The sequence below is a fragment of the Verrucomicrobiia bacterium genome (genome assembly GCA_023953615.1).
In the GTDB taxonomy this organism is placed as follows: domain Bacteria; phylum Verrucomicrobiota; class Verrucomicrobiia; order Limisphaerales; family JADLHS01; genus JADLHS01.
The window spans coordinates 2,312,978-2,336,763 of record JAMLJH010000001.1; the positions used below are offsets into that span (position 1 = coordinate 2,312,978).

A 23,786-nucleotide genomic window follows, 5' to 3' on the forward strand; every position below is an offset into this window, starting at 1 on the left:
TAAAGTGAAACTGCAGGCGTCGAACGACAGTTGAGTTATGAAGAAACTTGTGATCATTCTTCTGAGTGGAATAGGGCTTATCCCGGCGCGGGCGCAATGGCTGCATCCGGAGGCCGTGCAAGGCGCGTTTCTGGGCGGATTGATCGGCGGCATCGCCGGCGGTCATCACCATGCGTTTTCAGGTCGGGACGCCGCGCTCGGAGCCGGCATGGGACTTCTGGCCGGCACCCTGATGGGGGAAGCCAACCGCTCGCGCTACGATTACGGAACGACGTTCTATGCGGATCCCGCAGTGAGTCTCAATTTGGGCTACGGTTACTATCACCACGGCCGCTCGGTGTATGTTGGTTATACGCCGGGTTGGTATCGTGCGCCGCGCACCGACTACCGCGCCACGCGCCCCAACTACGCCGTGAGCGGGACGGTGCTCGGCGCCGCTTCGGGCGCGTTGATTGGGGCGGCCAGTCATCACGCGGGTCAGGGCGCAATCATCGGCGCCGCGGCGGGATTAGTGGTCGGTGGCGTAACGGAAGCCGCGACAATTAAACGCGAACGCGCCGAAGCGCAGAACGTCAATCCCCAAGTGGAAACGGTTTCAACCTTCGCCCGCCCGCCGGAGGGAGCGAGTCATCAAATCACTTCGCAACCGAGCCGCACTTCGACGTATTATTGGACGCCGCGCCCGCAGATCGCGAATGCGCCGCGGGTGCCGAACGCGCCGACGTTTTGATCTCCCAACGAACGCTTGAAAAGATCGTCGCGAGAGTTGGCTTGTTTCCGATTAACGTCCGTGTTCCCCTGAGCAAGTTGGGTGTGAAATTCGATTATTAAGCAATTATCAAATATGAAAACCATTGGTCGTAAAATTACCGGTCTGGCTTTAATTGCGCTGGTCGCGGGTTGCGCCTCGCGCGGCGTCAAAAATCCTTCGGGCGTCCCGGTCACGCGCATGAACGCGGACGAGCAAGGATTCGTCGCGGGCACCGGCGTTGAATCGCAGGATTTGGTGGCGGTGACCGATAAGATGGCGCGCAGCATCCTGGGCATTCAATCCATTGCCACCGCCGCGGCGCCGCCCATCATCGTGCTCGATCCGGTGGAGAACAAAACCCGTTTCCCCATCAACAAGGACATCTTTCTCACCCGCATCCGCACCGAGCTGATTAAAAAGGCGGGTGGCAAGGTGACGTTCCTCGCCCGGGATCGGATGGCGGCGTTGGAGAAGGAACGCAACTTGAAACGCGAAGGCGCCGTGACGGCGTCGAGCAATCCACAGGCGCAGGAATTTGCCGGCGCGGACTATTTTCTGACGGGCACGTTGGAAGGCATGTCCACGCGCACCTCGGCGGGAACGAGCGATTACATCCTGTACACCTTCCAACTCATCAACGCCCGCACCAGCGCCATCGTCTGGGAAGACAACGCGGAGATCAAAAAGCAGGGCTTGGAAGACGCGGCGTATCGGTGAAGAAAAGTTGTTCGAAATGTCCGGTGCTAAAACCATGCGATCCATTCGCCAACAAATTAGCGCCGGAATTCCCCGTAGCTTTGGTTACACCGGGGTTGAAATCGGAGATTGGCCATTGAGCCAACTGAGTGGGGCGGCCGCCTCCAAAGCTCAAGGCAGAAGGAAACGATCCAGCGAGGTTACGAAAGCCCAAGCGCGCGAGTGGTCAACGTGGTTTTCCACCACGGAAGCGATGAGAAGATTCACGTCCAGCAGCGCTTCATTCATCATCGAGAATTTCCGCAACCTGTTTCGCCGTGATGCGTCCACCGGGAAGCTTTACGGTTTGGAAACGCTGTGGCTTAAGCGACGGCGCGGTGGGCGTGAGCGTTTGCATCATCCGTTGCAACAAACCCTGTTGCTCCGCGGGGGAGAGTTTTTGCAATTCGTGCCACAAGGCTTCAGCCGTCTCGCTCATGGGATGGAAGATAAATTCATTCCCCGATTTGGCAAACTTCTATTCCCGGCAATCATCCTGATGCTGACGCTGCTGCTCACCGGTTGCGCCAGCGTGTCCACGCCTCAAATTCCCCTGACGGGCGACATCCTCGTGGACGGGCCGCGGATGATTGCGGAAGGTCCGGCGCGCGATCAGGTGCTTTGGCAGTATCGCACGGCGGCAGCCGCACTGCGGCACGGGCAATTCGAGGCTGCCAAACCTTTGCTGGATGCCGCGTTGGCGCGATTGCAAGGCGTGTATGGGCCCGACTCCGAGGCGCGAAAATCGCGCGGCGTGTTCCAACGCGAATCGCGCAAGACGTTCATCGGCGAGCCGTACGAGCGCAGCATGGCGTATTTGTATCGCGGCATGATTTACTGGCGCGATGGGGAACTGGACAATGCCCGCGCTTGTTTTCGCAGCGCCGAGTTCGAGGACAGCGATGCTGAAAACCAGGAATACCAGGGCGACTGGGTGTTGCCGGATTACCTCGATGGTCTGGCCACGGTGAAATTGGGCGGCGACGGGCGTGACGCTTTGCAACGAGCCCGCGCCAACGCCAGGAACATCACCCTGCCCGATTACCAGCCGCAGGCGAACGTTTTGTGTTTTGTGGAATACGGCCCCGGACCGGAGAAATATCGCGCCGGAAGTTACGGTGAGGAATTGCGTTTCCGCGCGCGCCGATCCGAAATTTTTTCCGCCACGATAAAAACCGGCGCGATCGTCCAACCCGTGGCGCCCTGCGATGATTTGAATTTCCAGGCGACCACGCGCGGCGGGCGGCTCATGGATCACGTTCTGGCCAATAAAGCCGTGTTCAAAGGCGCCACGGATTCCGCTGGCGACATGGCTTTGTTTGGTGGACTGGCAACGGCCACGGTGAGTCGGGATCGCACCGTGCAAAGCGTTGGTCTGGGAGTGGCCCTGGCGGGTTTGATCGCCAAAGGCATTTCTTCAGCCGCCACGCCCGAGGCGGATATCCGCCAATGGGACAACCTGCCGCAGTTCATCAGTTTCGCCTCGTTGAAATTAACGCCCGGCAACCATGTGCTGACGGTGGAATTCAATAACGCCGGCCGCGCTTCCCTTTCGTCCTTAACCAAAACCATCAACGTGAACGTGCGCGCGGATCGAGACACGGTCGTCTATGTCAGCGACAGTTCCACAACTCCCGAAAATCAATGAACGCAAAATATCTCCTCCTGATTCCACTGCTCGGCGCGATGCTGGCCACCGGTTGTCGCACCCATGATCGCGGCCCGTATCTGCCCGAGAACTCGAAGCAGGCCGCCTACGAGAACACCGAGCGCTTCGTGCTGCTCGATCCCGGCACGCAATACTCCGTCACCTGCTCCGGCATCAACGAACGCACGCTGGAGGACGGTCGCTTGGAAATCACGGCGCTGCTGCGTAACCGCGAGAATCGGCGCATCGAGATCCAGGCCAACTGCGTTTTCAAAGATGGCAACATGATGCCGATTGACGATGAAACTCCGTTTCAAGCCGTCATTTTGACGGAGAACGCCACGGAAGCGGTGAAGTTCACTTCCATGAATAATCGCGCGAAAAAATACACCGTTCGCGTGCGCCAGGCGCGTTGAGCTGAAGTCGCCTGCCCCGACTCACGCGTCGAGTTGGGGCGATTGGATTTCACCCCACAACTCCCGCAAGTCGTCATCGGCCAGCGCCATGGCGTGAATTGGTTGTGTGCCGCCGATCTCGCAGGCGCGCCACAACCAGCGCCGCGCGGCGGGCAGATTGCCCAACCGACACTCGTAACACGCCAGGTTGAAGGCGATGGTGGCCTCGCGCGGAAATTTTTTTGCGGCCGGGATCAGAAAATCGCGCGCGGGTTCGATGCCGCCGCCGGTTTTGCGTCGCAGGGCGTACGCGCAATGCAACCAACCCGCCGGTTCATCCGGCAGCGCGCGCACCAGTTGCTCGGCACATTGAAAGGCCGCGTCCCAATCCCGGTCCGTCGCCGCCAGGGCGAAGCGCAAACTCAACACGGCTGGATGCGTTTGGTTTTCCGGACTGATCGCCGCCAGTTCCGTTCGCGCTTCTTTGGGATTACCCAGTTCCAACCAGCCACACGCCGCGCTGACGTAATGTGCATCCGGATTCTCCAGCGGTTTCACGCGCCGAACATAGGCCCGCGGCGTCGCTTCGGCAATGCCCTTCCGACAATGCGAAGACGGCCGCAACGGTCGGAATTCTTTCCCAGTTCGATCAGAATTCCGTTTTGACTAATAACCTCCGAGTTGGCAAGGTGACGAACATTTTATGGCTGAACTTATTGGAAACTTACTGGTGGCACAATCGGGCGGGCCCACCGCCGTTATTAATGCAAGTGTGGCGGGAGTAATCACGGAAGCGGGAAAACACGAGAATATTGAAGAGATTTACGGTGGTTTGAATGGAATCCTCGGCATTCTTAATGAGGAATTGATTGATATCAACGACGAGAAACGCAGCACCATTGAGGGATTGAAGTACACTCCGGGCGCCGCGCTGGGCACCTGCCGCTATAAAATAGATTTTAAGAAATCGCCCGAAAAAGCTGCCCGGGACATGGACCGGTTGTTCGAGGTTTTTGCCGCCCACAACATTCGCTATTTCTTTTATGCTGGCGGCAATGATTCCCAGGATACTTCGCATAAAATTCACGAGGAGGCGATCAAGCGCGGCTACGATATTCGCGTGATCGGCGTGCCCAAGACCATTGATAACGACCTGCCCTTCACGGATAGCTGCCCCGGTTACGGTTCGGTGATCAAATACAATTCGGCCACGGTTATGGAAATCGGGATTGACGCCGGCTCCATGGCAACGGACAGCGGCTCTTGTTACATCATTGAGGTGATGGGGCGGTCGGCGGGGTGGATTGCCGCCGGAACGGTGCTAGCCAAGCGGGGCGATGTCTCCAAGCCGCCGCATATCATTTTATTGCCGGAGCAGGCGTTTGATGAGGAGGCGTTTCTGGCCAAGGTGAAGGAGATCGTTGCGGCGCATAAGTATTGCGTTGTTGTTGTCGGAGAAGGCATCAAGGACAAGGACGGCAACGAGGTGGGCGTGGATAAAACGCGCTTGGATTCGTTTGGACATCCGGTGTTGGCGGGCGTGTCGGAGAAGTTGAAGGATTTGGTGCAGGAGCGGATGGGTTTCAAGACGCGCATCGTGCTGCTGGGATACGCGCAGCGCGCGGCGGGCCACTTTGCGAGCGCCACCGATGCGAAGAACGCGTTTGCCTGCGGCGAAGCGGCGGTGCGCGCCGCCGTTGACGGCAAGGCCGGTTACATGGTGAAAATTGTGCGCCAGACCAACGCTGACGGTTCGATTTCTTGGGGCACGGATCTGCACCTGCTGTCAGAAGTGGCGAACGTGGAACATTTGATTCCGCAGGAGTGGATCAATCAGGATGAATTCCTGCCGAATGAAAAATTCGTTGCGTATGCGAAACCGTTGATTGAAGGCGAAATCCAAGTGCCGATGGAAGACGGTTTGCCGAAGTACGCCGTGCTGGAGAAGGTGCCGGTGGATAAACAATTGCCCGCTCGGGCGTAACCGCAGGTTGTTCTGGATCAGCCGTCGGGATTCCAATTCCGGCGGCTTTTTTCAGGCGTATCGCGAAGGCCGGTCGGCGTTTCGACTCCGGGCATCCATTGACACTCCCGCTGCGTCCGTTACAGTTTGATTTTGAGTTATGAATAAAAATCCACACCTTGCCATCGTCGGGGCCACGGGCGCCGTGGGCGTCGAAATGGTGAAGACTTTGGAGAAGCGCCGCTTTCCCGTCGGCCAATTGACTCTTTTGGCCTCGGCGCGTTCCGCCGGCAAGAAGCTCAAGTTCGCCGGACAGGATTTGGTGGTGCAGGAATTGACCCCGGATTCTTTTCGCGGAGTGGATATTGCCTTGTTCAGCGCGGGCGGCAGCATTTCCAAGGAGTTTGTGCCGCACGCCGTGGCGGCGGGTTGCGTGGTGGTGGATAATTCCTCGGCGTTTCGCCAGGACCCGAAAGTTCCGCTGGTGATTCCAGAAATCAACGCGGCGGATATCAAGGCGCACCAAGGCATCATTGCCAATCCCAACTGCACCACGGCGATTACCTTGATGGCGTTGTATCCGTTGCATCAGGCGTTTGGCGTGAAACGCATCTTTGCCTCCAGTTACCAGGCGGTTTCAGGCACGGGCGCGAAGGCTTTGGAGGAACTTGAGCGGCAGGTGGGGCAAATCGTTCATCACGAGCCGGTGACCCGGCAGGTGTATCCGCACCAGATCGCCTTCAACGTGCTGCCACAGGTGGATTCGTTTCTGCCCTCCGGATATACGAAGGAAGAGATGAAGATGGAGAACGAGGGTCGCCGCATCATGCACCATGACCAATTCCGCGCCAGCGTCACCTGCGTACGCGTGCCGGTTTATCGCTCCCATTCCGTCGCGGTGAGTGCGGAGTTTGAACGTCCGGTCAGTGTGGAGTCGGCGCGCGCGGTATTGCGGCAGGCGCCGGGCTTGGACGTGGTGGATGAACCGGAAAAACAGCAATACCCGATGCCGCTGTTTACCACCGAAAAATATAATTGCGAAGTAGGGCGACTCCGCCAGGATTGCGCGCTCGATAACGGATTGTGTTTTTGGGTCAGTGGCGATCAATTGCTCAAAGGCGCCGCGCTGAACGCGGTGCAGATCGCGGAAGAATTGGTGAAATGATTTTCAACCACGGATGAACACGGATAAAAACCAAGCAGCGCAGAAATGCGGAGAACGCAGAGAACCGCAAAGATTTTGAGTTGTCTCGGGCGCATCGTCGGAGCGCGACCGGTCCCCGGTCGCAGCGCGTGGCCCGCCACCAAAGCGCTGGAAAAGCTCGACGCTTTCGCCGGGGCGGGGCGCTGCGGGCGGAGACCGCCCGCGCTCCGGGGTAATGTCAAGCAGCGTCCTTTTATCTCTGCGCCGCTCCGCGTTCTTTGCACCTCTGCGTTTTTTCGGCATATTTCCGCCATGCAAAAACTGCCGCGCTGCTTTTACGATCGCGACACCGTCACCGTTGCGCACGAATTGCTGGGCAAACTGCTCGTGCATCGCACGGCGGCGGCGGAACGCATCGGGCGAATCGTGGAAGTGGAGGCTTATCTGGGCCCGCACGATCTGGCGGCGCACTCGTCCAAGGGATTGACGGAGCGCACCAAGGTCATGTTCGGTCCGCCGGGTTACGCCTATGTTTATCTCATCTACGGGATGCACCATTGCCTGAACGTTGTGACCGAGCGGGAAGGGCGCGGTTGTGCGGTATTACTGCGCGCGCTGGAGCCGGTGGCGCAGCTTCCCGAACGCACCAACGGCCCGGCGTTGCTCACTCGCGCCTTGCAAATTGACCGGCGATTTTATGGCCACGACCTGCTGAGCGACGACCTGTTCATCGCGGCGGACGCCGTGGCGGCGCCCATCAAAATCGTGAAACGCCCGCGCATCGGCGTGGATTATGCCGGGGTCTGGGCGAAGCGACGCCTGCGCTTTTACATCAAAGGCAATCCGTTCGTCTCGCGGCGGTGAAATGGAGCGTTGGCAGGATTGACGGGTCCCATAATTTTGGTGGGTATCCCCTCGGACCGCGAGCGGTCCCCCGCTCGCAGCGTTCCGAAAGGCCGAGGATTTGAAATTGCTCGAACGCGTCTCTCATCATTCATGCGCTGCGGATGGGGACCATCCGCGCTCCGGTATCTTCTCGGGCTGCGAGCCGTCTCGGCTCGCAGCGTCCCACAAGGCCGAGGATTTGAAATTGCTCGAACGCGTCTCTCATCATCCACGCGCTGCGGATGGAGACCATCCGCGCTCCGATATCCCCTCGGAGCGCGAGCGGTCCCCCGCTCGCAGCGTCCCACAAGGTCGAAGACTTGGAATTGTTCGGATGCATCTCTCGTCATTCATGCACTGCGGATGGGGGACCATCCGCGCTCCACAACGGTGCGCTCTTTTCCTGTCATAAGCGCGTCGCGCGAGGGTTTTTGATCGCAGCAGGTATTATCTTTGGTGGCGGTATTTTGCTTTGTCGTCTTTCAATAGCCTTGGGGAAGAGGCTTCATTTGTTATGAGCTGGTGATCGGCCTTGCGCATCTCCCACGGTGTGCCGTTGTCATTGAAAGCGTCGAACCTTGAACCTACAGTCATATTCTGATGCTTGAAGCCCGTACTGAAACTGGAATCGTCTTTTACGATGGGGTCTGCGGGTTATGTCAGCGTTGGGTGCGGTTTCTCTTGCAGCGCGATAAAGCGCAAACGCTCCGCTTCGCGCCGTTGCAAGGGGAGACGGCCAAGGCGCGGACGGATTTGCCAACCGAATTGCGCACCGTGGTTTTCATCCTGCGCCCCGGCACGCCAGACGAGCAAATCTTCACGCGTTCGGAGGCGGCGTTGCGATTGCTGGAGCACCTCGGCGGCATCTGGCGGGTGGTTTCCTGGTTGCGGATCATTCCGCGCGGCGTTCGCGATGGCATTTACGATTTCATTGCGCGGCGGCGCTATCGGTGGTTTGGAAAGGATGAGTCGTGTCCACTGCCGCCGACGGAATGGCAGGCAAGATTTTTGCCGTGAATTTGGTAGGTCGCGTCACTCTGTGCGCGCCGTCGTCTGACTGGCACAAATGCGGCGGGCGGAAGATTGCCCGCCTTACCTGTTTTTCAATCTAACAATGCGGCACGGCCGGATTCGCGATTGTGCTTTGCGTGGGAGCGGCGAATAATGGCGTGGTTATGAATGAAACACCTGCCCCAACTGAAACCAAGCCGCGTTACACCTGGCCCTGGTTTGTGGCGGCGCTGGTTTTGGCGGCGGTGGTGATCACGGTTTTATCGGTGCGTCGGGAAGCCCAGCGGGTGCAGCAGCAGCAAGAATTGTTGCAGCGATTCCCCGGCACCAACAACTAACCGGCCTCAGGGACGGCGGACGCGGAAGTAACGCGATTCATTGGTTTCGAGTGGAACGGCGATTTCAACCGGCGCACCCGTGCCGAGCAGATTGGTTTGCGTCACCCAGGTAGGAGAGGTCAAATCAGCGGTCCATTCCACGGTGTAGCTTGCGTCGGCCTCGGTGGTGAAGCGGAAATGAAATTCATTGCCCACCAGGTGCGGCGATACGATTTCCGCCGGTTCGACGATCAGGTTCGCAACGCGGATATTATCGAAGATCGCGAAGTTGTTGAAATCGCCGACGGAATTAAAGTGGTCATTGTAACCAATCAGGATGTTTCCCTCCGTGTAGTCGTAGGTGTTGGTGTATTGCGCCACAATGGTGTCATTCAGCAGCCAGGTGATGTGATTGTTGATCTGGCGCACTTCACCGCGAATCCAGCCCAAGCCCGCCGTGCCTGCTGGTGTGGCCTCTAAACCCGGAATGATCTTGGCCGGAAACAACGCTACGAATCCGGGATCGGCGCTGTCGAAGCGCGGCCCAAGTAACGGGGCCGGACCGAAATCGGTATTGTCCGCGGTCATCAAAATCGGCGCTCCCGCGCCGCCGCCACGGAAGACGGAGTAGTCCCGCAACGTGGTCGAGGTGGCGGAAGAATCGTTTTCGCCTTCCACGGCAAAGAACAGTCCGTCACTCGGCGCCTGTCCGACGCGGTTGGTGACGTTGCCGGAATGATTGATGCCGAACAACGCGTGTTCCGTGGACGTTGCGGGATCAAACCAGTTGATCCAGAGATCGAACTTGAACGAATAATCGCCCGAGAAATGCTGGCCGACGGGATAGAGATTGACCGCCGCCGCGCCGGGAGTCGCGTCTTTGTTCACCGTCAGGAAGAGTCCCTTGGTTGTTCCATTCGCCGAATGGGGCGCCGGCGGAATTTCGGTGGGAAATGCGACGCTTGAATAGTCGAAGCCAAAAATGGCCTGGAAATCAAAACCGCTCGCCGCGGAGCGATACACAATTTTGTAACCGTTCGTGATGGCGGGACTGGTGACTTCAATCAGTGTATCGTAAGCCTCAAAATCGTCAACAAACCCGAGCGCGAGCCGCGCCGTGGCGCTGGTCACGTGGCCCAAGTCGTTCGCCACCACCACGGAATAGATTCCCACATGAGCCGCCTGCGCGTTGGTGCGGGTAAAGGTTGCGTTGGTGGCGCCGTCGAGATTACTGCCGTTGAAACGCCATTGATAGGTGAGGGGAGGACTGCCGGCGGCACCGACGGTGAACGTGGCGTTGTCGCCGGGATTCACCACCTGGCTCAGCGGTTGCGTGGTGATGGTTGGCGGAAGCGGGACGCCCGTCACGGTCAGTAAGGTTGTTGCACTGGTGATTGAGCCGCTGAAATCGCTCACGATGACCTCGTAGTCGCCGATGGCTTCCGCTTGCGCGTGCGCAATCGAGAAAGAGCTGGCGGTTGCGCCCGGCAGATTGGTGCCGTGGCTGCGCCATTGGTAATGCAACGGCTCGGTGCCGTACGCATCGGCGGTAAAAGTGACCGGATCATTCAAGGCGACCGTGGGGTTGGTGGGAGCAACGCTGACGGAGAGGGGAATGTGATAAACGTGCAGGGTTTGACCGGACATGTAACCGAGGGTCGGACTGGCGAAGCGGATGCGATTGATCGAACGCGTATTGCTGTAGCCTTCCGGGGTCCAAGTGACGCCGCCATCCACGGTGTGGATAAAGGTGTACGGCGGATTGAGCACGGTGGAGCCGCCCATCCAACCTTCCGTTTCGCTGACAAAGCCAATGCCTTGCACGCCAAACGAGCTGGGTGAACCGATGGCACTCAGCGGAATGCCGTTGGAAACCCACGTCGAGCCGCCATCGGTGGTTTTGTAGAAAATGACTTTGTCGTAGGCGCTGTTCTGTTGCAGCGAAGCGTAACCGACATCGGGCGAGGGCCAGGTCATCTTCCAAAAATAACTGTTGGCCACCGTGGTGGTCACGAGCACCTGCCAGGAAAGTCCGCCGTTGGTGGTGCGCGCGATGCTGCCGTAATAAGGCGGCGCGCTGAACTGATTGGTGTCCATGCCCAGAATAAATCCCGTCTGGGAATCCTTGAAATAAACGTCCATCAATCCACCCATCACTCCGCCGGCGGTCAGGTTCGTCGTCCACCAACTGTTGCCGCCGTCTTCCGTTTTGGTGAAATGCGCCGGGCCGCGCACGCGGCCCACCCCGTAAACGTGTTGCGCATCCAGCACGTGCATCGCGCAAAAGCCCTTCATGTCCGTGGCGTTGATGCTCGGAACAACGCTCCAGGTTTCACCGCCATCGAACGTCTCGTAGAGCAGGTTCGTATCCGTCACGTTGCCATCGTAAGAGCCGGGACCGAGATTGCCCGCCCAGCCGCGGGTGAGTGACGCGAAACCAATCGCGCGAAAATGCGGGATCGGCCCATTCAGCGAAGTCATGCGCGTCCAGTTCAATCCGCCGTTGGTCGTGCGGTAAATTCCGTCAATGCCGCGCGCGCTCCAGCCGTTGGTCTGGCCGATAAAAACCACGTCGTCGTGCCGTAGCGTATTGTTGAGTGGCGTGCCGGGAAACTGAGTCCACACCGGCGTTTGCGCGGATAAGTTGTGCGTTACCCCGAGGATGACTGAAACGAAACCGGCAATGAAACAAAGCAGACGACGCATAAAATAAACGTCGTTAGTCTATCCGAAATCCGTGGTTAAGCCATCGCCAAATCCAGTCGGCGAATCATTCCGCGGCGGGAGCGGATTCCGCACCGGAATCGGCAGGCGCGGTTGGCTTCGCTGGTTTCGCCGGTGGCCGGTTCCCCTTATGCGACTTGTGAAAATCACGTTGCGGACGAGGTTCGCGATGCGCCTCGCGCGGATGATGCGAAGCTTCCGTCGAACCATGCGCGTGTTCCCGGGGGCGATCCTGCAATTGCCGCAGCGCGCGCCGTAGCGACTCGATTTCCCGTTCGTCAGCCAGTTTTTGGCGTTCCGCCAGTTCCACCAGCTCCAGCGCTTCTTCCATCTGATCCGCCGCTTGTTTAAGGGCTTCGATCACTTCCATCACCTCGTCAATCGCCCGATGCACGGCGGTGGGTTGATGGTCGGATCCTGAACCACTTTTTATTTCGTGCGGTTTCGAGACGGGCTCGGCTTTGGCGCGGGTGGCCATCGGTGGCGGCGTAACTGCTGCCGCGCTTTCAGCCGGCGAAATGGCTTCGCCGGCTGGTGAAGTTTCCTCGATAGGTGGTTCGGTTGTCTGCGGCGCGGAGGGCGTTTCAGCAACGGATTCCACTTGCGGCGATGCGGTAATTGGCGCGGAAACGTCCGTTGGTTTCTCGCTGGTCGGACGGCGCCGACCGCGCCCGCCACGGCGGCCCCGTCGCCGGGGTTTTTCTCCGGCTGCCGGGGCGTTGGCTTGCGGTGTATCGGGATGACTCGCTAGAGGCTCGTCGCTTTCAGACATGCAGCAGCAGGGTGCGGGGAAAGAATTTGAATGAAAAGCCAATTCGGTGGTCGGAAGATTTCAATGGACGGCACCAATCCCGTTTTCCAATATCGTCAACTCATGAATGTCTGGTTACCACGGTTCAAGCTGACGGGCCGACTCGCGTTGGTCGTCGCGCTGATTCCGCTGGCCTTGATCGCCGCGCCGGAAGCGGAGCCGATGCCGCCGCCCGCGCCGCGCCGCCCCAGCATCATTCTCATCATGGCGGACGATCTGGGCTACGGCGATCTGGGTTGTTATGGGCAGACCAAAATTCAAACGCCCAATCTGGACAAGCTGGCGCGCGAGGGAATTCGCTTCAGCAATGCCTACGCCGGCAGCACCGTTTGCGCGCCGTCGCGCGCCGCGCTGATGTTGGGCGATCACACCGGGCATTTGAACATCCGCGGCAACGCGGCGATCACCACGTTACAGCCCAACGAACTCACGCTGGCGGAAATGTTGAAAACGGCGGGATACAAAACGGCGTTGATTGGCAAGTGGGGCTTGACCGCAAAAGATCAACCCGGCGTGCCGCAAAAAAAAGGCTTTCAGGAATTTCTGGGTTACCTCGACAACATGGAAGCGCACGATTATTACCCGGAATGGATCTGGCGTTACGATCCGCCTCGACCCGGTCACGGCGGTTTTGACGGGCTGCGGCGTAATCGCGAGAACAGCGGCGGCCAGCGCAACCTCTATTTGCCGGATCTCTTTACCAAGGCGGCATTGAATTTTTTGAGCATCAACAAACCGACGGCCTTCAATCGTTACCAGCCCTTCTTTCTTTTCCTGAGTTACAACCTGCCGCACGCCAACAACGAGGAAGGTCAGCGCACGGGCAACGGCATGCAGGTGCCGTCGGACGCACCCTATTCCAGTGAAACCTGGCCCGCCCCGGAAAAGAACAAGGCGGCGATGATTACGCGCCTGGATGCCTACGTCGGCCAGATCATGGATCAACTGGTCCGTTTACAGATGGACACCAACACCGTGGTCATTTTCACGAGCGACAACGGCCCGCATGCCGAAGGCGGGGTGAAGGTGGACTTTTTCAAGAGCGCGAGGAATCTCCGGGGTTACAAGCGGGATTTGTACGAGGGCGGCATCCGCGTGCCCGCCATCGTGCGCTGGCCCTTCCGCACCCGGCCCAATCAAGTCAACGATCTGGTTTGGGCAAACTGGGATTGGCTGGCGACATTTGCGGATCTGGCCCTGACCAAACCGCCGACGAACACGGACAGCATTTCCATTTATCCGACGCTCGTCGGTCAGCCGCAGACCAATAAACATGATTTTCTGTATTGGGAATTTCATGAACGCGGTTTCCAGCAGGCCGCGCGCACCGGCGATTGGAAAGCCGTCCGCCCGCAGGCGGATGAGCCGTTGGAGCTGTACAACCTGGCCTCGGATCCGCGCGAACGGTTGAACCTGGCCTCGCAACATCCCGAGATCATTGCGAAGTTCGAGACGTACTTCAAAACGGCGCGAACTGAATCCCCCGCCTGGCCCATCAAACCCAAACCGCCGGAGAAGAAGGAAGGCAATGCGAAGTGAAGTTTTTTGTAGGAGACGAGGCGACGAGTCTCCTGCGATTTCAAAGCAGCTTTGGGTGTTTGACAGCGCCTGGTTAGCGGCATCAGTGAATCAATCATGTGGGTGAAACCTCCTCGGATGATGCTCGCGGGCGGGCCGGTAAGACCACGCGCAGCAGCAAGCCAACAAGCACAGCCGCGACGGCGCAAGCCAACCCACTGCCCCAGGTCCACGCAAAATTGTGACTAGCACCCGCGATGTTGCCGCCCACGTCGTCCCCGAAGTCGGGGCGGCTGAACATGCCAGAAAGCCAGATGAACAACGCCAGCACAGAACCGACACGGAGCGACCACCGCATACCGCGCCACTCATGCGCTCGAATGAAGAAGCTGAGAAGAAACGGCAAGTAGATGGGCAAGTAAAAGAGGGCGAACAATGGGACAACCAACAGCAGCATGGGCATGGAAATGACCGCGACGCCGAATAAGAGAAGAAGCCCAACGCCAACAACGATGCGGCCTCGCCGAGAAAGACTCGGTGCAGGTGGTGCAGGCTCTGCCGACGTTAACTCTGTGCCGCACTCCCGACAAGCAGCGAGTGCGTCTTCGTTCTCTCGTCCGCAGTAAGTGCAAGTCTTCACAAGCGCGAAATGCCGCCTAACTCTTAATATACGAACAGCGGTTCATATATCGAAATCATGGCCGCGTGTGACATGGAGGCAATGAGAAAATTGAAAAATATGTTGCGCCGCAAGCATTTCTTGCTGTCCACGAAGGTGACGTATGGCAACTGAAGTATCAGAATCGGATGTCGTCCGCGAGACGCGAACGACGACCGCCGAGGACGGCGGTGCTCCCCCATTCCCCATTCCTCTGCCAATCATTCCCTTGCCTTCTCGTTCGCGTATTTCGTGTATTTCGCGGTTGCAGCCACTTTAGAATTAAACGCTTTTCCCCCTCTCCCGACCTGACGGCCACCCTCTCTCCATCGGATGGGGAGAGGGCCGGGGTGAGGGGATATTTACCTGGGAGGGACGCGTTCCGCCGCATCCCTGATGAGTTGGGGACGACACGGAAGTCGTCCCTCCGAGCACCGCAGCGACAGCGCCAACGCCCACCATCGAGGACAGCGATGATACCTTACACCTTATCCTTTCTGACGGACGAGGCGTCCGCCAGCACACGCGAGACGCGTGTGCTCCCCAGCCCCAGTGGAGTCGTTGTGGCTTTGTGGCATTCGGGTGCGGTTCGTGGTATTGACAACGCCTGGAGCGGCCCCCCACGCTTTGGGCATGGCTCGCCAATTACGCGCGAAGTATCCCGCCTTCCAATTGTTATGCGTCGTGCGGATGCTGTCGCTCCTCGTTCTTGCCTGCGCCCTCATGGGATGTGGCTCCCGCGCGTATCGCGAGGTGAAGCGGGCCAGCCGTTTAGACCCGGCGTCGCTCGTTTTGGAGCGGGCCTATAATGATTACGTTCGGCGCGCGGACCTCTCGGACGGCACCGAAGTCGGCATAATCAGTTGTCGGGACGGCAGTTCGGCGCGCTTCTGGTTTCGGTCGCATCATCTCACACGCGATGACGGCGGCACCTGGTTCCGTTTCTCTGACGGCACCGAGATTTTCATGTCCGGTTATTTTTGTTGCGAGGTCCAGTTGCCGGAGCGGCCCCTCGACTCCTTGAATGACCTGCGAGCCTTCATTCAACAGCACGATGGAATCAGTCCCTGAATCAGGGTTCGATTGCCCAAGGGCCGGGTGTTGAAACCCGCAATCGAACCAGCACCCGCTCCTCGAATGGGGCGTGGCGGATCCAGCCGTCGCCCGTGGTGACGGACTTCATTGACGATTCTATTCCAACCAGGCCCAGCCGTGCGCGGGGAGTGAAATTGAAGCGTCTTGGAACTGAATTTCGGTCGGCTGATCCAAAAAGCTGTAAACGCACGCTTCCTGGCCCGCCAATACCAGACCCACGCCGGCGGGCGCGCGGAATTTTATTCCGAGCGGCGCGAGGAAATCCGTGCGCAATGCGTCGGCCAGGTTTTGGGGAATGACGGGTAATCCCAACAATTGCGGGGAGAGCAGCCACTCGCCGGTTTTGCCAAAGTCTTCGGTGGAGAAAGTCCGCACGTTGAGGACGAATACCTGGCCTTTGCCCACGGCCCGACGAGTCAGGAATGGTTGGGTCTGATCGCCAACTTTTGCGGTGATCAGCACCGTGCTGTCAGTGGCTTGTAATCGCGCGCCCAGGTCCACCGGGCGTTCGGCAGTCGCGGTTTCGGCGCCGATTTGAAATCGGTCTGCCAGGAGTCCGGCATCGTGGGGCAAACCTTTCACTCCGGCCAGGGTTGCGGCTTCCGGCCCCAGCGCTTTCACCAGCGCCGGAGTCAAAATCAGCGTTGCGCCACTTTTCAAATGGCGGCGCATCTTTACCAGCAATTGCGCGTCCGCCGCGGCTTGGACGGGCAGGAAGGCGACTTGGGCCTTTCGTGGATATTCGCCCACGGGCAGAATCGGCAGTCCGATCATGCCCAGGTAATCCGCCAGGTACAGGTTCTCGCTGCTCTCGCTGTCGGGCGGTTTATAGTAGGCAATGCCGCGTCGGTCTTGGCCGCGCCCGCGCGAGGCGAGTTGCTGCAAATCGGGCAAACGCTCCGCAAACAAGGCGTCGCCGGGATGCGCCGCCATCAGGTTGCCCAGGTTGAAAAGGGTCAATTCCTGCGCGCCCGCCAGGACGCTTTGATAGGCCTGATCCACGAAATTCTGGGCGCTGCACTCGATGTGATCAAACCACGCGCCGCGCACCTTTTTGCCGACAACGGAACTGATCCAGCGGAAATTCATGTAGCCCTCGGTGGGTTGCACGTAACCCATGCGCTGCGTTTGCGGATCGCGCACTTCTGTGCCCACCCAGACCGAATCGAAAAATTTCGGCATCCGCGCCGGATCGTAACCGAACAGGTGAAAGCGGTCGTACCATTGCGGAAATTTCAGGATGAGCTTGGTGCGGCGATTCGCGGCGCGCGTGGGCTGCACCATCATCGGCTCGATCAAGGAGACCAGCAGGTCGCGTCGGTACGTGCCCCAGTCGCGGCCATTTCTGGCGCGGTCGGATTCGGGCGAGACGTCGCCGGTGCAATAGAAATCGTCCACGATCAATTCATCGAAGACGGGCGCGTTCTCCTTGAAAAATTCCGTCACGCCCGCCTGCGTTTTGGGGCTTTCCCAATTCAACCAATTCAATCCGCCGGTCTGGCGGGGAGCAAATTCATTTCCGGGCACGGTGGCAATCCCACCGCTGCAGTGGATTCCATGCGCGGTGAAGAAGTCGCGGATTTCGCGCAATTGCTCCGGCGCGACGTATTCATCGCCCCGACGACCTTCGAGAAAGATTCGCGAAACGTGGAGTGGCGTGATGGTTTGCAAAACTTTTTGACGGCCTTCGGGGGTGCTGAGATGGGTTCGCGCCTCCCCGGCAGTGCAATAAACACTGATCTGAAGTGGCGCGCTTTTCGTCGCGGCGAACGCAGTGGAAGTGGCCAGGCCCAACAGCAGTACCAGCCAGTGGTTCAGGCGACGGGGAGGATGATTCAACAGGTTCGTTTTCATGATGAGTGTGATCCGGTCAGTTGGGTTGAAGTTGAGTTGGTTCGCAATTTGGATTTCATTGGTGGCTCAGCCCGGCGACGTTGGGTTGGTTTTTCGCATCTTCCGCCTGCAAAAATTTGAGCGAGTCCGCGATCACGCGCACGACGAGTTCCTGGTCCAAATCACTGGTTTTACCCAGGTGATCGCCTTCGTACCAGATGATCTGCTTCGGTTCGCGCGCGGCTTCCTGCAGCGCGCGGGCGGCGGCCGGAGACACAACGGTGTCCGCCTTGCCATTTTGCAGCAGGACCGGGCGCGGCGCGATGCGGCCGACGTATCGGGCTGGATCAAAAACGCTGCCGAAGTACCAACCCACCAGATAAGCCGGCAGTCGCCACTTTCCCAATTCATCGGCGGCTTCAGCCGACAACAAGCGCCACAAGTTGCCGCCGCCGTAAACCAGCGTGGCCGCGCGGATGCGTGAATCGAAGGCCGTGGCGGTGCTGCCGGTGATGGCGCCGTAACTGGCGCCGCAGAGATAGATGCGATTGGTGGCGATGTCCGGGCGCATGCTCAGATAATCAATCAGGCGCCGGATGTCGCCGACGGTGTAAGCCGCGCGTACGCGAAAAGCTTCCGCCTGCGCCAGACTGGACTGGTGGTTGATCTTCCGCTCGCCGCGCATGAGTTGATCAAAGCAGACGAAGGCGAAGCCGGCGTTGACGAATGGCTGATCCAGTCCGTGCCGGTGCATGAATTCCTTGTCGTTGCCGATACCGTGTACGAACACCACGCACGGGAGCGGCGACGGGGCCGCCTTGGGCGCAACCATCAGTGCGGGCACGCGATCATCGCGGAAGCCGCGATAGTAGAACTTGGTCCAGCGATAATCGGCCTCCAGCTTTTCCTCCGTCACTTCCACACGCAACGGCGCGCCAGGGTGGTAACCGCGGAAATAAGTTGCGTCCAGATACCATTTCAAACCGATCAGTGACAGCAGGCACAAGATCGCCAGCGCGCCCAAAATTTTGAGCGTCTTGCGCAGGATGCGTCGTTTCCTGTTTGCGGTTGATGCCGGGGCGGACATTGAGATGGCGCCGGTCAATTAAGCCCGGCGAGGCTCAAATGACAATGCAATTTGCGTCCAATCCCGTGGTGGATTGAGGGCCGGCCAAAGTTCAAGCGAGATATTGTTTCGGGAACTTCCACGGACGGCGATAGGTCGGCACGGCCAGCTTGGCCGCTTCAGAGTCGCCCACGATTTCCTCCCGCACCGGATCGAAGCGGATCGAGCGGCCCAGTTGGAGTGAAAGCAGACTCAGCACCACCGGCACGTCCACGCGGGTGTGATAAAACACGCTGCAACTCGGTTGCTGGCGGGATTTGATGCAATCCAACCACTCGCGCTCGTGTCCCGGCGAGGGGGGAATTGAAGCGGCCGGAGTGGGCTTGTCTTTCAGGGCGTCGCCTTCGGGGACGATGTTGAGTGTGCTGTAGTTCGCAAAGAGCGTTCCGTTCACGCCATGAAAATAAATGCCGAGCCGGCGCCGGGGTTGGGGATCGCCCTCGAAGTCGAATCCGTAACTGTTGGTCAGCGACGTCATCCAGGTCATCGTCATTTTGGGGTAGCGCCACAGGACTTCGTGATGGTCGTACATGTCGCCATCGTCATGGATGACGAAGCGTCCGCCGGAAGAACTGATCTCTTGCGGATAACCCAAATCCAGCGCCCAGATGGGCAGATCAATAATGTGCGGCGCCATGCCGGGCGTCCATCCGCCGCTGTAAGCCATCCAGGACGAATGGGTGCCCGCGCCCTGAACGGTCAAGGGATTGTAGGGCATCAGCGGTCCGGGGCCGCACCACAATTCCCAATCAATATCCGCGGGTTGCGGCCCCCGGGGCGCAAAGCCAATTCCGCGCGGGCCTTGGTTCATCACGTGAAAAGTGCGCACGGTTCCGACCGCGCCCAGGTTGCCGCTGCGCAGATATTCCACCACGCGCCGATAATTCTCCGAGGCATGAATTTGCGTGCCGACCTGCGAAATGATGTCGTGTCGCCGCACCGCGTTGCGCACCGCCAGACTCTCGCCCAGATGCAGCGTCATGGGTTTTTGCAGATAAATGTCCTTGCCCGCCGCGCACGCATCAATGGCTTGCAGGCAATGCCAGTGCGGCGGCGTGGCGATGATGACTGCGTCCAGGTCGGGTTGTTGCAACATTTCCCGATAATCCGTGTAACCTTTGCAAGTATCCTTGAACTCGGCGACGACCGCGTCGCGCCGGGGCGCTTGCACGTCACAAGCCGCCGTGACCACCACGTCGGCGTGTTTGGCGCACGCCTTGAGATTGGAACGGCCCATGCCACCACAGCCGATCAATCCAACGTGGATGCGGCTGTTTGGCGACGGTTTGCGGCGCGGTTGCGGACTGGCCCCGAGCGCCAGATGCGGCGCGGCGAATCCAATGGCGGTAATGGTCGCAGTTTTCTGGATAAACTCGCGACGAGAGGTGGTGTTTTCAGTGTTCATAAATTTTCCTTGGTGAGTTTAACGCGAACCGGCGAATCCTGGCGCCGCCGGAGCATGATACGCCCGCCACTGCGCGACCGATTGCTGTTCATCGGTCGGTGGTCCCTGGTGCAGCCAGAGGCGGAACCGCAACCGCAGCGGTTTTCCGGGTCGCAACTCGTAGCGGGTGCCGCTGGCGGGAAAGGTCGGTTGAAACCAATTGATCTCAGGGAATTTAACCCAATCGCCGGGATAATCCGGATTGCCGTTGTGCTGGAACACCACCAGGCTGGTCGTTCGGCCTGCTTGAACAAACCGGCCGTTCAACTCCGCCCATGCCATGCGCGGCAGTGAGTTGCTGGAATCGGTGTGGAAAGCAATTGCTTGATCCAGCACTTTGCTGAAACGCAGGTTCAACCCGCCATATTTGTCGGTGTCGCGCCGCGCAAGCTGAACGGGTTCGGTCAGCGCCGTGAATTGAAATTCCAGATCAATTAAACGCTGCGCTCCAGTCGCTCGATAGGCGCGGATGATGGCGCGTTCACGGACGATGGCGTCCTGATCTTCCCATTTCCAGATGTTCTCGGCTTCAATCTGCGCGAAGACGAGACCACTGCTGACGCGGCATTGGCCCGTTGGCCGGGCAAAGACGGATTGCAGCGCGTGCAGGTCGCCGCGTTGGCCGCGCCAGTCCACTTCCGGCCACGCCCAATAGATGCCGCGGTGATGAGGGTGATCAATCGGCCAGTCCAACGTGAGCGGTTCGCCGTCAAAACCGAACAGCGGATGAATGTAATCACTTCGGGCGCGGGCATACTTGCGGTTGCCGGGCGTCACCTGTTCCAGCACCGCACCCGGCTCGATCGTCGTATAGACATACCGCAACACTGGTTTACCAGCGTCGGTAATGTCGTATTGACCGCTCACTGCATCCAGTTGCGCCAACAACTCGTCGTCCGGGCGTTGTCGGCTGGTTTGCAATTCAAACTGTCGTTCGCCGCTCGCGCCCGGTGGCATGAGCCAACAGATTTGCGCTTCGTTGCGCGGCCCCGATGGATCCAATAATTGTACTGAAATCGCCGGTTCCGCCACATTTGCCGTTGCTGACAACTCGCGTAATTGCAGTCTTCCCTCCAGTGCGGCGCGGTGCTGGGTGCGATTTAGCTTAACGATTGCGGTCGTGGGCGCGTGCGCAGCGCCAAGCGCGCCACCTGGATCGTTAACGCTCACGGCGGCTGGTAACGCCAGCAGCGAGGCCATAAACCAGCCGAAAATGCTTGGGAGAGTTCGACTCATCATGCTTTCAGACTTTGCTGGGGTTAAAAATTAGAAGTTGCCGCACGCGCGGTCGAGTAGATTATGCGGACGAATGACTTGACCAGTCGGGTTGGTTGTCGCGTCACATTCTCACAGTGAGGGCCAGTTGCGCCTCCGTCGTCAGTAGCAGTTTCTCGAGGGCGATTAACTTCCGCGCGCGAGTGCTGAAATTGGCGACTTTGTGAAAAAAATCACGAATCGTTCTTGCTCCGGTTGTGGGCGTTGTTTAAGCTGCGGCTGCGTTTTAATTCGACGCGCGCTTTGTATGCCTCAAACCACCGATTTTGGATACGACTCACGTATTGAGGGTGATGTCATTCACACCCGCGTGGACGCCGTTATCAACTGGTTTCGGAAAAATTCCCTCTGGCCCATGCCGATGGGGCTGGCTTGCTGTGCGATTGAGTTGATGGCCACCGGTGCGAGTCGCTTTGATATTGCGCGCTTTGGGGCGGAAGTCATGCGGTTTTCTCCCCGTCAATCCGACGTGATGATCGTGGCGGGGACCGTTACCTACAAGATGGCCATGTCGGTGAAACGCATTTACGACCAAATGGCCGAGCCCAAGTGGGTCATCGCCATGGGGGCGTGCGCGTCCACTGGCGGCATGTATCGCAGTTACTCAGTGTTGCAGGGGGTGGACCATATTTTGCCGGTGGATGTTTATGTGGCGGGCTGTCCGCCGCGACCGGAAGCGTTGCTGGACGCGCTGATAAAGCTCCAAAACAAGGTGCAGCGGGAACCGTTTCTGGCCACTTTGAAGAAACCCGGCCCGGCACTGCCGAAAGTTTGAGGCCGAATGACCATGAATTTTGAAACGCAGAATTGCGCTCCGTCGTGGCTAGAGGGTTGTGTAACCCGCTGGGAAACCCTGCCACAAAATGGCGGTGTACCAGTGAAACACACTGCCGATCCATTCCACTCGGGTCAAAGACAACAACGGCAGGTACAACATCCAGATTTCGTCAGGCAGATAGCGCGGATGGAAAGCATCATTGGTCGCCCAAGCGACCGGTCCGGCACTAAGCACGTAAAGCGGCAAAGTTATTATCAACCATTGGATCGCGGTTCGAAGCCGGGCGGGAAAGAGTTTTGCTCGCAGGATCGAATTCATGCTGATGGATTAAGTTCCGGCCGTCAAAATGTCACGGTAATTATTGGGGAGGAACAGCCATGACCGCACTGGAATTGGCTAATCAACTCAAAGCCCGGTTTGGGGAGCTTATTTCCGAGCCGACGGAATTTCGCGGCGAAGTGACGCTCAAAGTGCTTGATGCCGAGAAGATTGCTGACCTGTGCGGATTTGCCAAGCAAGAGCTGGGTTTTGATTACCTGGTGGATATTTCGAGCGTGGACAATTACGGCGATGATCCGCGTTGGATTCTCGCCTACCATTTGGCGGGGCTGGAGCATAATCAATATCTGCGCCTGGTGGTGAGTGTGGGGGAGGAAAAATCGGAATTGCCGACGGTGACCACCATTTGGCGCACGGCGGATTGGCACGAGCGGGAAATCTACGACATGATGGGCGTTCGCTTCCGTGGGCATCCCGATTTGCGCCGGATTCTAATGTGGGATGGTTATCCCCATTTCCCGCTGCGGAAGGATTTCCCGGTCACCGGCAAACCGACGGAAGTACCCGAAGTGGCGGTGACGGGAGTTGCGCCCATTGAAGGCGGTCCGTTCGTGACCACGCCTGGTCGCAAAAGCGCCATTTCCCGCGAGCCGCGCGCCAAGACCTTTGAAAGTTCACCGCAATGAACCATGCCGAAGCTCTACGAATATCTTGGCATCTTGATTTATTTTTACTCGAATGAGCACGAACCGATTCATGTTCATGGCAAACACGGCAAGCAGGAGAGCCGCGCGGAAATCATTTTGGAGAATGGCCGGGTCATCCGCGTGGTGGTTGGCCACATCCCCGGCAAACGCCCGCTGGATGGATCAAGGTTGAGGGATTTTGAAACATTCGTGAATGCCAGGGCGGAAGAAATTGTGGAACACTGGATCAACTTTTTCGTGAACAACATTCGGAGCAAACCGGAAATCATCACCCGGAGGATCAAATGAAAACGAGCGCGACGCAGTATCTTGAAGTGACCGAGGCGAAATACGTTTCGGGCTACAAGCTGCGGCTCACGTTCAATGACGGCGCGGTGCGCGTGGTTGACTTCGGACCGTTTCTCGCCAAGGCGCGCAATCCCGACACGACCGATTATCGCGATCTGAAAAAGTTCAAGCGCTTCCACATCCAGGACGGGGATTTGATATGGGGCGACTACCAGATGATTTTTCCCATCATGGATTTGTATCACGGGACAATTCTTAAAGGGGAAGCGCCGACTCCAGCGCATTTGGTTTTGAGTGAAACCATTTTTCCGGCGGCGTCCGTCTCGCAGCGAAAAACCAAGCCGGTTTCTTACAAAAAATCGAAACACGAATCGCGTGTGCGGACGCCGGAGGATTGATTG

Annotated in this window: 25 protein-coding genes; 15 read left to right on the forward strand and 10 right to left on the reverse strand. The window is 58.5% G+C overall.

Annotated elements, in window-relative coordinates; translation table 11 throughout:
* Positions 1-37 precede the first annotated feature (37 nt).
* Both M9920_09635 and M9920_09640 read left to right on the forward strand, forming a co-directional pair.
* The gene (locus M9920_09635; GenBank protein ID MCO5052553.1) at positions 38-730 is read left to right on the forward strand and encodes a glycine zipper family protein; all 693 of its coding nucleotides are present in this window, start codon (positions 38-40) and stop codon (positions 728-730) included.
* Positions 731-844: 114 nt separating this feature from the next.
* Positions 845-1,468: a penicillin-binding protein activator LpoB gene (locus tag M9920_09640; GenBank protein MCO5052554.1), complete on the forward strand. Its 624-nt coding sequence runs from the start codon at positions 845-847 to the stop codon at positions 1,466-1,468.
* Between the two features lie 259 nt (positions 1,469-1,727).
* Here the strand turns inward: M9920_09640 and M9920_09645 are convergent, their stop codons facing one another.
* Positions 1,728-1,925, reverse strand: coding sequence for a hypothetical protein (locus tag M9920_09645; protein MCO5052555.1), 198 nt, complete (start codon positions 1,923-1,925; stop codon positions 1,728-1,730).
* A 3-nt stretch (positions 1,926-1,928) separates the two neighbouring features.
* Between M9920_09645 and M9920_09650 the strand changes: the two genes are divergently transcribed.
* Together M9920_09650 and M9920_09655 are read left to right on the forward strand one after the other, a co-directional pair.
* The gene (locus M9920_09650) at positions 1,929-3,134 is read left to right on the forward strand and encodes a hypothetical protein (protein MCO5052556.1); all 1,206 of its coding nucleotides are present in this window, start codon (positions 1,929-1,931) and stop codon (positions 3,132-3,134) included.
* On the forward strand, positions 3,131-3,550 hold the full coding sequence (locus M9920_09655) for a YcfL family protein (protein MCO5052557.1): 420 nt from the start codon (positions 3,131-3,133) through the stop codon (positions 3,548-3,550). The genes M9920_09650 and M9920_09655 overlap by 4 nt, the downstream gene beginning before the upstream one ends.
* A gap of 21 nt (positions 3,551-3,571) precedes the next feature.
* On the opposite strand, the gene M9920_09660 is transcribed toward M9920_09655, so the two are convergent.
* A complete protein-coding gene (locus tag M9920_09660) occupies positions 3,572-4,087 on the reverse strand; it encodes a tetratricopeptide repeat protein (GenBank protein ID MCO5052558.1) in 516 nt (171 codons plus the stop codon).
* A 145-nt stretch (positions 4,088-4,232) separates the two neighbouring features.
* Between M9920_09660 and M9920_09665 the strand changes: the two genes are divergently transcribed.
* From M9920_09665 to M9920_09685, 5 genes are all read left to right on the forward strand, one after another.
* On the forward strand, positions 4,233-5,513 hold the full coding sequence (locus M9920_09665; GenBank protein MCO5052559.1) for a 6-phosphofructokinase: 1,281 nt from the start codon (positions 4,233-4,235) through the stop codon (positions 5,511-5,513).
* A 139-nt stretch (positions 5,514-5,652) separates the two neighbouring features.
* Positions 5,653-6,657, forward strand: a complete 1,005-nt coding sequence (locus M9920_09670; GenBank protein ID MCO5052560.1) for an aspartate-semialdehyde dehydrogenase — start codon at positions 5,653-5,655, stop codon at positions 6,655-6,657.
* A gap of 291 nt (positions 6,658-6,948) precedes the next feature.
* A complete protein-coding gene (locus M9920_09675) occupies positions 6,949-7,500 on the forward strand; it encodes a DNA-3-methyladenine glycosylase (GenBank protein ID MCO5052561.1) in 552 nt (183 codons plus the stop codon).
* A gap of 621 nt (positions 7,501-8,121) precedes the next feature.
* Positions 8,122-8,538 carry a DCC1-like thiol-disulfide oxidoreductase family protein gene (locus M9920_09680; GenBank protein ID MCO5052562.1) on the forward strand — a complete coding sequence of 139 codons (417 nt, stop codon included), beginning with the start codon at positions 8,122-8,124 and terminating at the stop codon, positions 8,536-8,538.
* Between the two features lie 158 nt (positions 8,539-8,696).
* Positions 8,697-8,870, forward strand: a complete 174-nt coding sequence (locus tag M9920_09685; GenBank protein MCO5052563.1) for a hypothetical protein — start codon at positions 8,697-8,699, stop codon at positions 8,868-8,870.
* 6 nt (positions 8,871-8,876) lie between these two features.
* Here the strand turns inward: M9920_09685 and M9920_09690 are convergent, their stop codons facing one another.
* Positions 8,877-11,555 carry an immunoglobulin domain-containing protein gene (locus tag M9920_09690; GenBank protein MCO5052564.1) on the reverse strand — a complete coding sequence of 893 codons (2,679 nt, stop codon included), beginning with the start codon at positions 11,553-11,555 and terminating at the stop codon, positions 8,877-8,879.
* Positions 11,556-11,619: 64 nt separating this feature from the next.
* Positions 11,620-12,345: a hypothetical protein gene (locus tag M9920_09695; protein MCO5052565.1), complete on the reverse strand. Its 726-nt coding sequence runs from the start codon at positions 12,343-12,345 to the stop codon at positions 11,620-11,622.
* Positions 12,346-12,375: 30 nt separating this feature from the next.
* On the opposite strand from M9920_09695, the gene M9920_09700 reads away from it, so the two are divergent.
* The gene (locus tag M9920_09700; protein ID MCO5052566.1) at positions 12,376-13,923 is read left to right on the forward strand and encodes an arylsulfatase; all 1,548 of its coding nucleotides are present in this window, start codon (positions 12,376-12,378) and stop codon (positions 13,921-13,923) included.
* Between the two features lie 94 nt (positions 13,924-14,017).
* On the opposite strand, the gene M9920_09705 is transcribed toward M9920_09700, so the two are convergent.
* A complete protein-coding gene (locus M9920_09705; GenBank protein MCO5052567.1) occupies positions 14,018-14,359 on the reverse strand; it encodes a hypothetical protein in 342 nt (113 codons plus the stop codon).
* Positions 14,360-15,193: 834 nt separating this feature from the next.
* Between M9920_09705 and M9920_09710 the strand changes: the two genes are divergently transcribed.
* Positions 15,194-15,631, forward strand: coding sequence for a hypothetical protein (locus M9920_09710; GenBank protein ID MCO5052568.1), 438 nt, complete (start codon positions 15,194-15,196; stop codon positions 15,629-15,631).
* A gap of 120 nt (positions 15,632-15,751) precedes the next feature.
* Here M9920_09710 and M9920_09715 read toward each other — a convergent pair whose 3' ends face one another.
* The 4 genes from M9920_09715 to M9920_09730 form a co-directional block, all read right to left on the reverse strand.
* Positions 15,752-17,509 carry a hypothetical protein gene (locus M9920_09715; GenBank protein ID MCO5052569.1) on the reverse strand — a complete coding sequence of 586 codons (1,758 nt, stop codon included), beginning with the start codon at positions 17,507-17,509 and terminating at the stop codon, positions 15,752-15,754.
* 55 nt (positions 17,510-17,564) lie between these two features.
* Positions 17,565-18,512, reverse strand: a complete 948-nt coding sequence (locus M9920_09720) for an acetylxylan esterase (GenBank protein MCO5052570.1) — start codon at positions 18,510-18,512, stop codon at positions 17,565-17,567.
* A 154-nt stretch (positions 18,513-18,666) separates the two neighbouring features.
* Entirely contained in the window at positions 18,667-20,019 is a 1,353-nt protein-coding gene (locus M9920_09725) for a Gfo/Idh/MocA family oxidoreductase (protein ID MCO5052571.1), read from the reverse strand.
* Between the two features lie 18 nt (positions 20,020-20,037).
* The gene (locus tag M9920_09730) at positions 20,038-21,297 is read right to left on the reverse strand and encodes a PmoA family protein (GenBank protein ID MCO5052572.1); all 1,260 of its coding nucleotides are present in this window, start codon (positions 21,295-21,297) and stop codon (positions 20,038-20,040) included.
* A 283-nt stretch (positions 21,298-21,580) separates the two neighbouring features.
* Here M9920_09730 and nuoB point away from each other — a divergent pair, with 283 nt between their 5' ends.
* Complete coding sequence (nuoB, locus tag M9920_09735) at positions 21,581-22,108, forward strand: NADH-quinone oxidoreductase subunit NuoB (protein MCO5052573.1); 528 nt, start codon at positions 21,581-21,583, stop codon at positions 22,106-22,108.
* Between the two features lie 48 nt (positions 22,109-22,156).
* Here the strand turns inward: nuoB and M9920_09740 are convergent, their stop codons facing one another.
* On the reverse strand, positions 22,157-22,429 hold the full coding sequence (locus tag M9920_09740; protein MCO5052574.1) for a hypothetical protein: 273 nt from the start codon (positions 22,427-22,429) through the stop codon (positions 22,157-22,159).
* Between the two features lie 59 nt (positions 22,430-22,488).
* On the opposite strand from M9920_09740, the gene M9920_09745 reads away from it, so the two are divergent.
* Genes M9920_09745 through M9920_09755 form a run of 3 tightly spaced genes read left to right on the forward strand, consistent with a single transcriptional unit; the run spans position 22,489 to position 23,783 of the window.
* Positions 22,489-23,076, forward strand: a complete 588-nt coding sequence (locus M9920_09745) for an NADH-quinone oxidoreductase subunit C (protein MCO5052575.1) — start codon at positions 22,489-22,491, stop codon at positions 23,074-23,076.
* A gap of 3 nt (positions 23,077-23,079) precedes the next feature.
* Positions 23,080-23,385 (forward strand): DUF4160 domain-containing protein, encoded by a 306-nt coding sequence (locus M9920_09750; GenBank protein ID MCO5052576.1) that lies wholly within the window; start codon positions 23,080-23,082, stop codon positions 23,383-23,385.
* Positions 23,382-23,783, forward strand: a complete 402-nt coding sequence (locus M9920_09755) for a DUF2442 domain-containing protein (GenBank protein ID MCO5052577.1) — start codon at positions 23,382-23,384, stop codon at positions 23,781-23,783. The genes M9920_09750 and M9920_09755 overlap by 4 nt, the downstream gene beginning before the upstream one ends.
* Positions 23,784-23,786 lie beyond the last annotated feature (3 nt).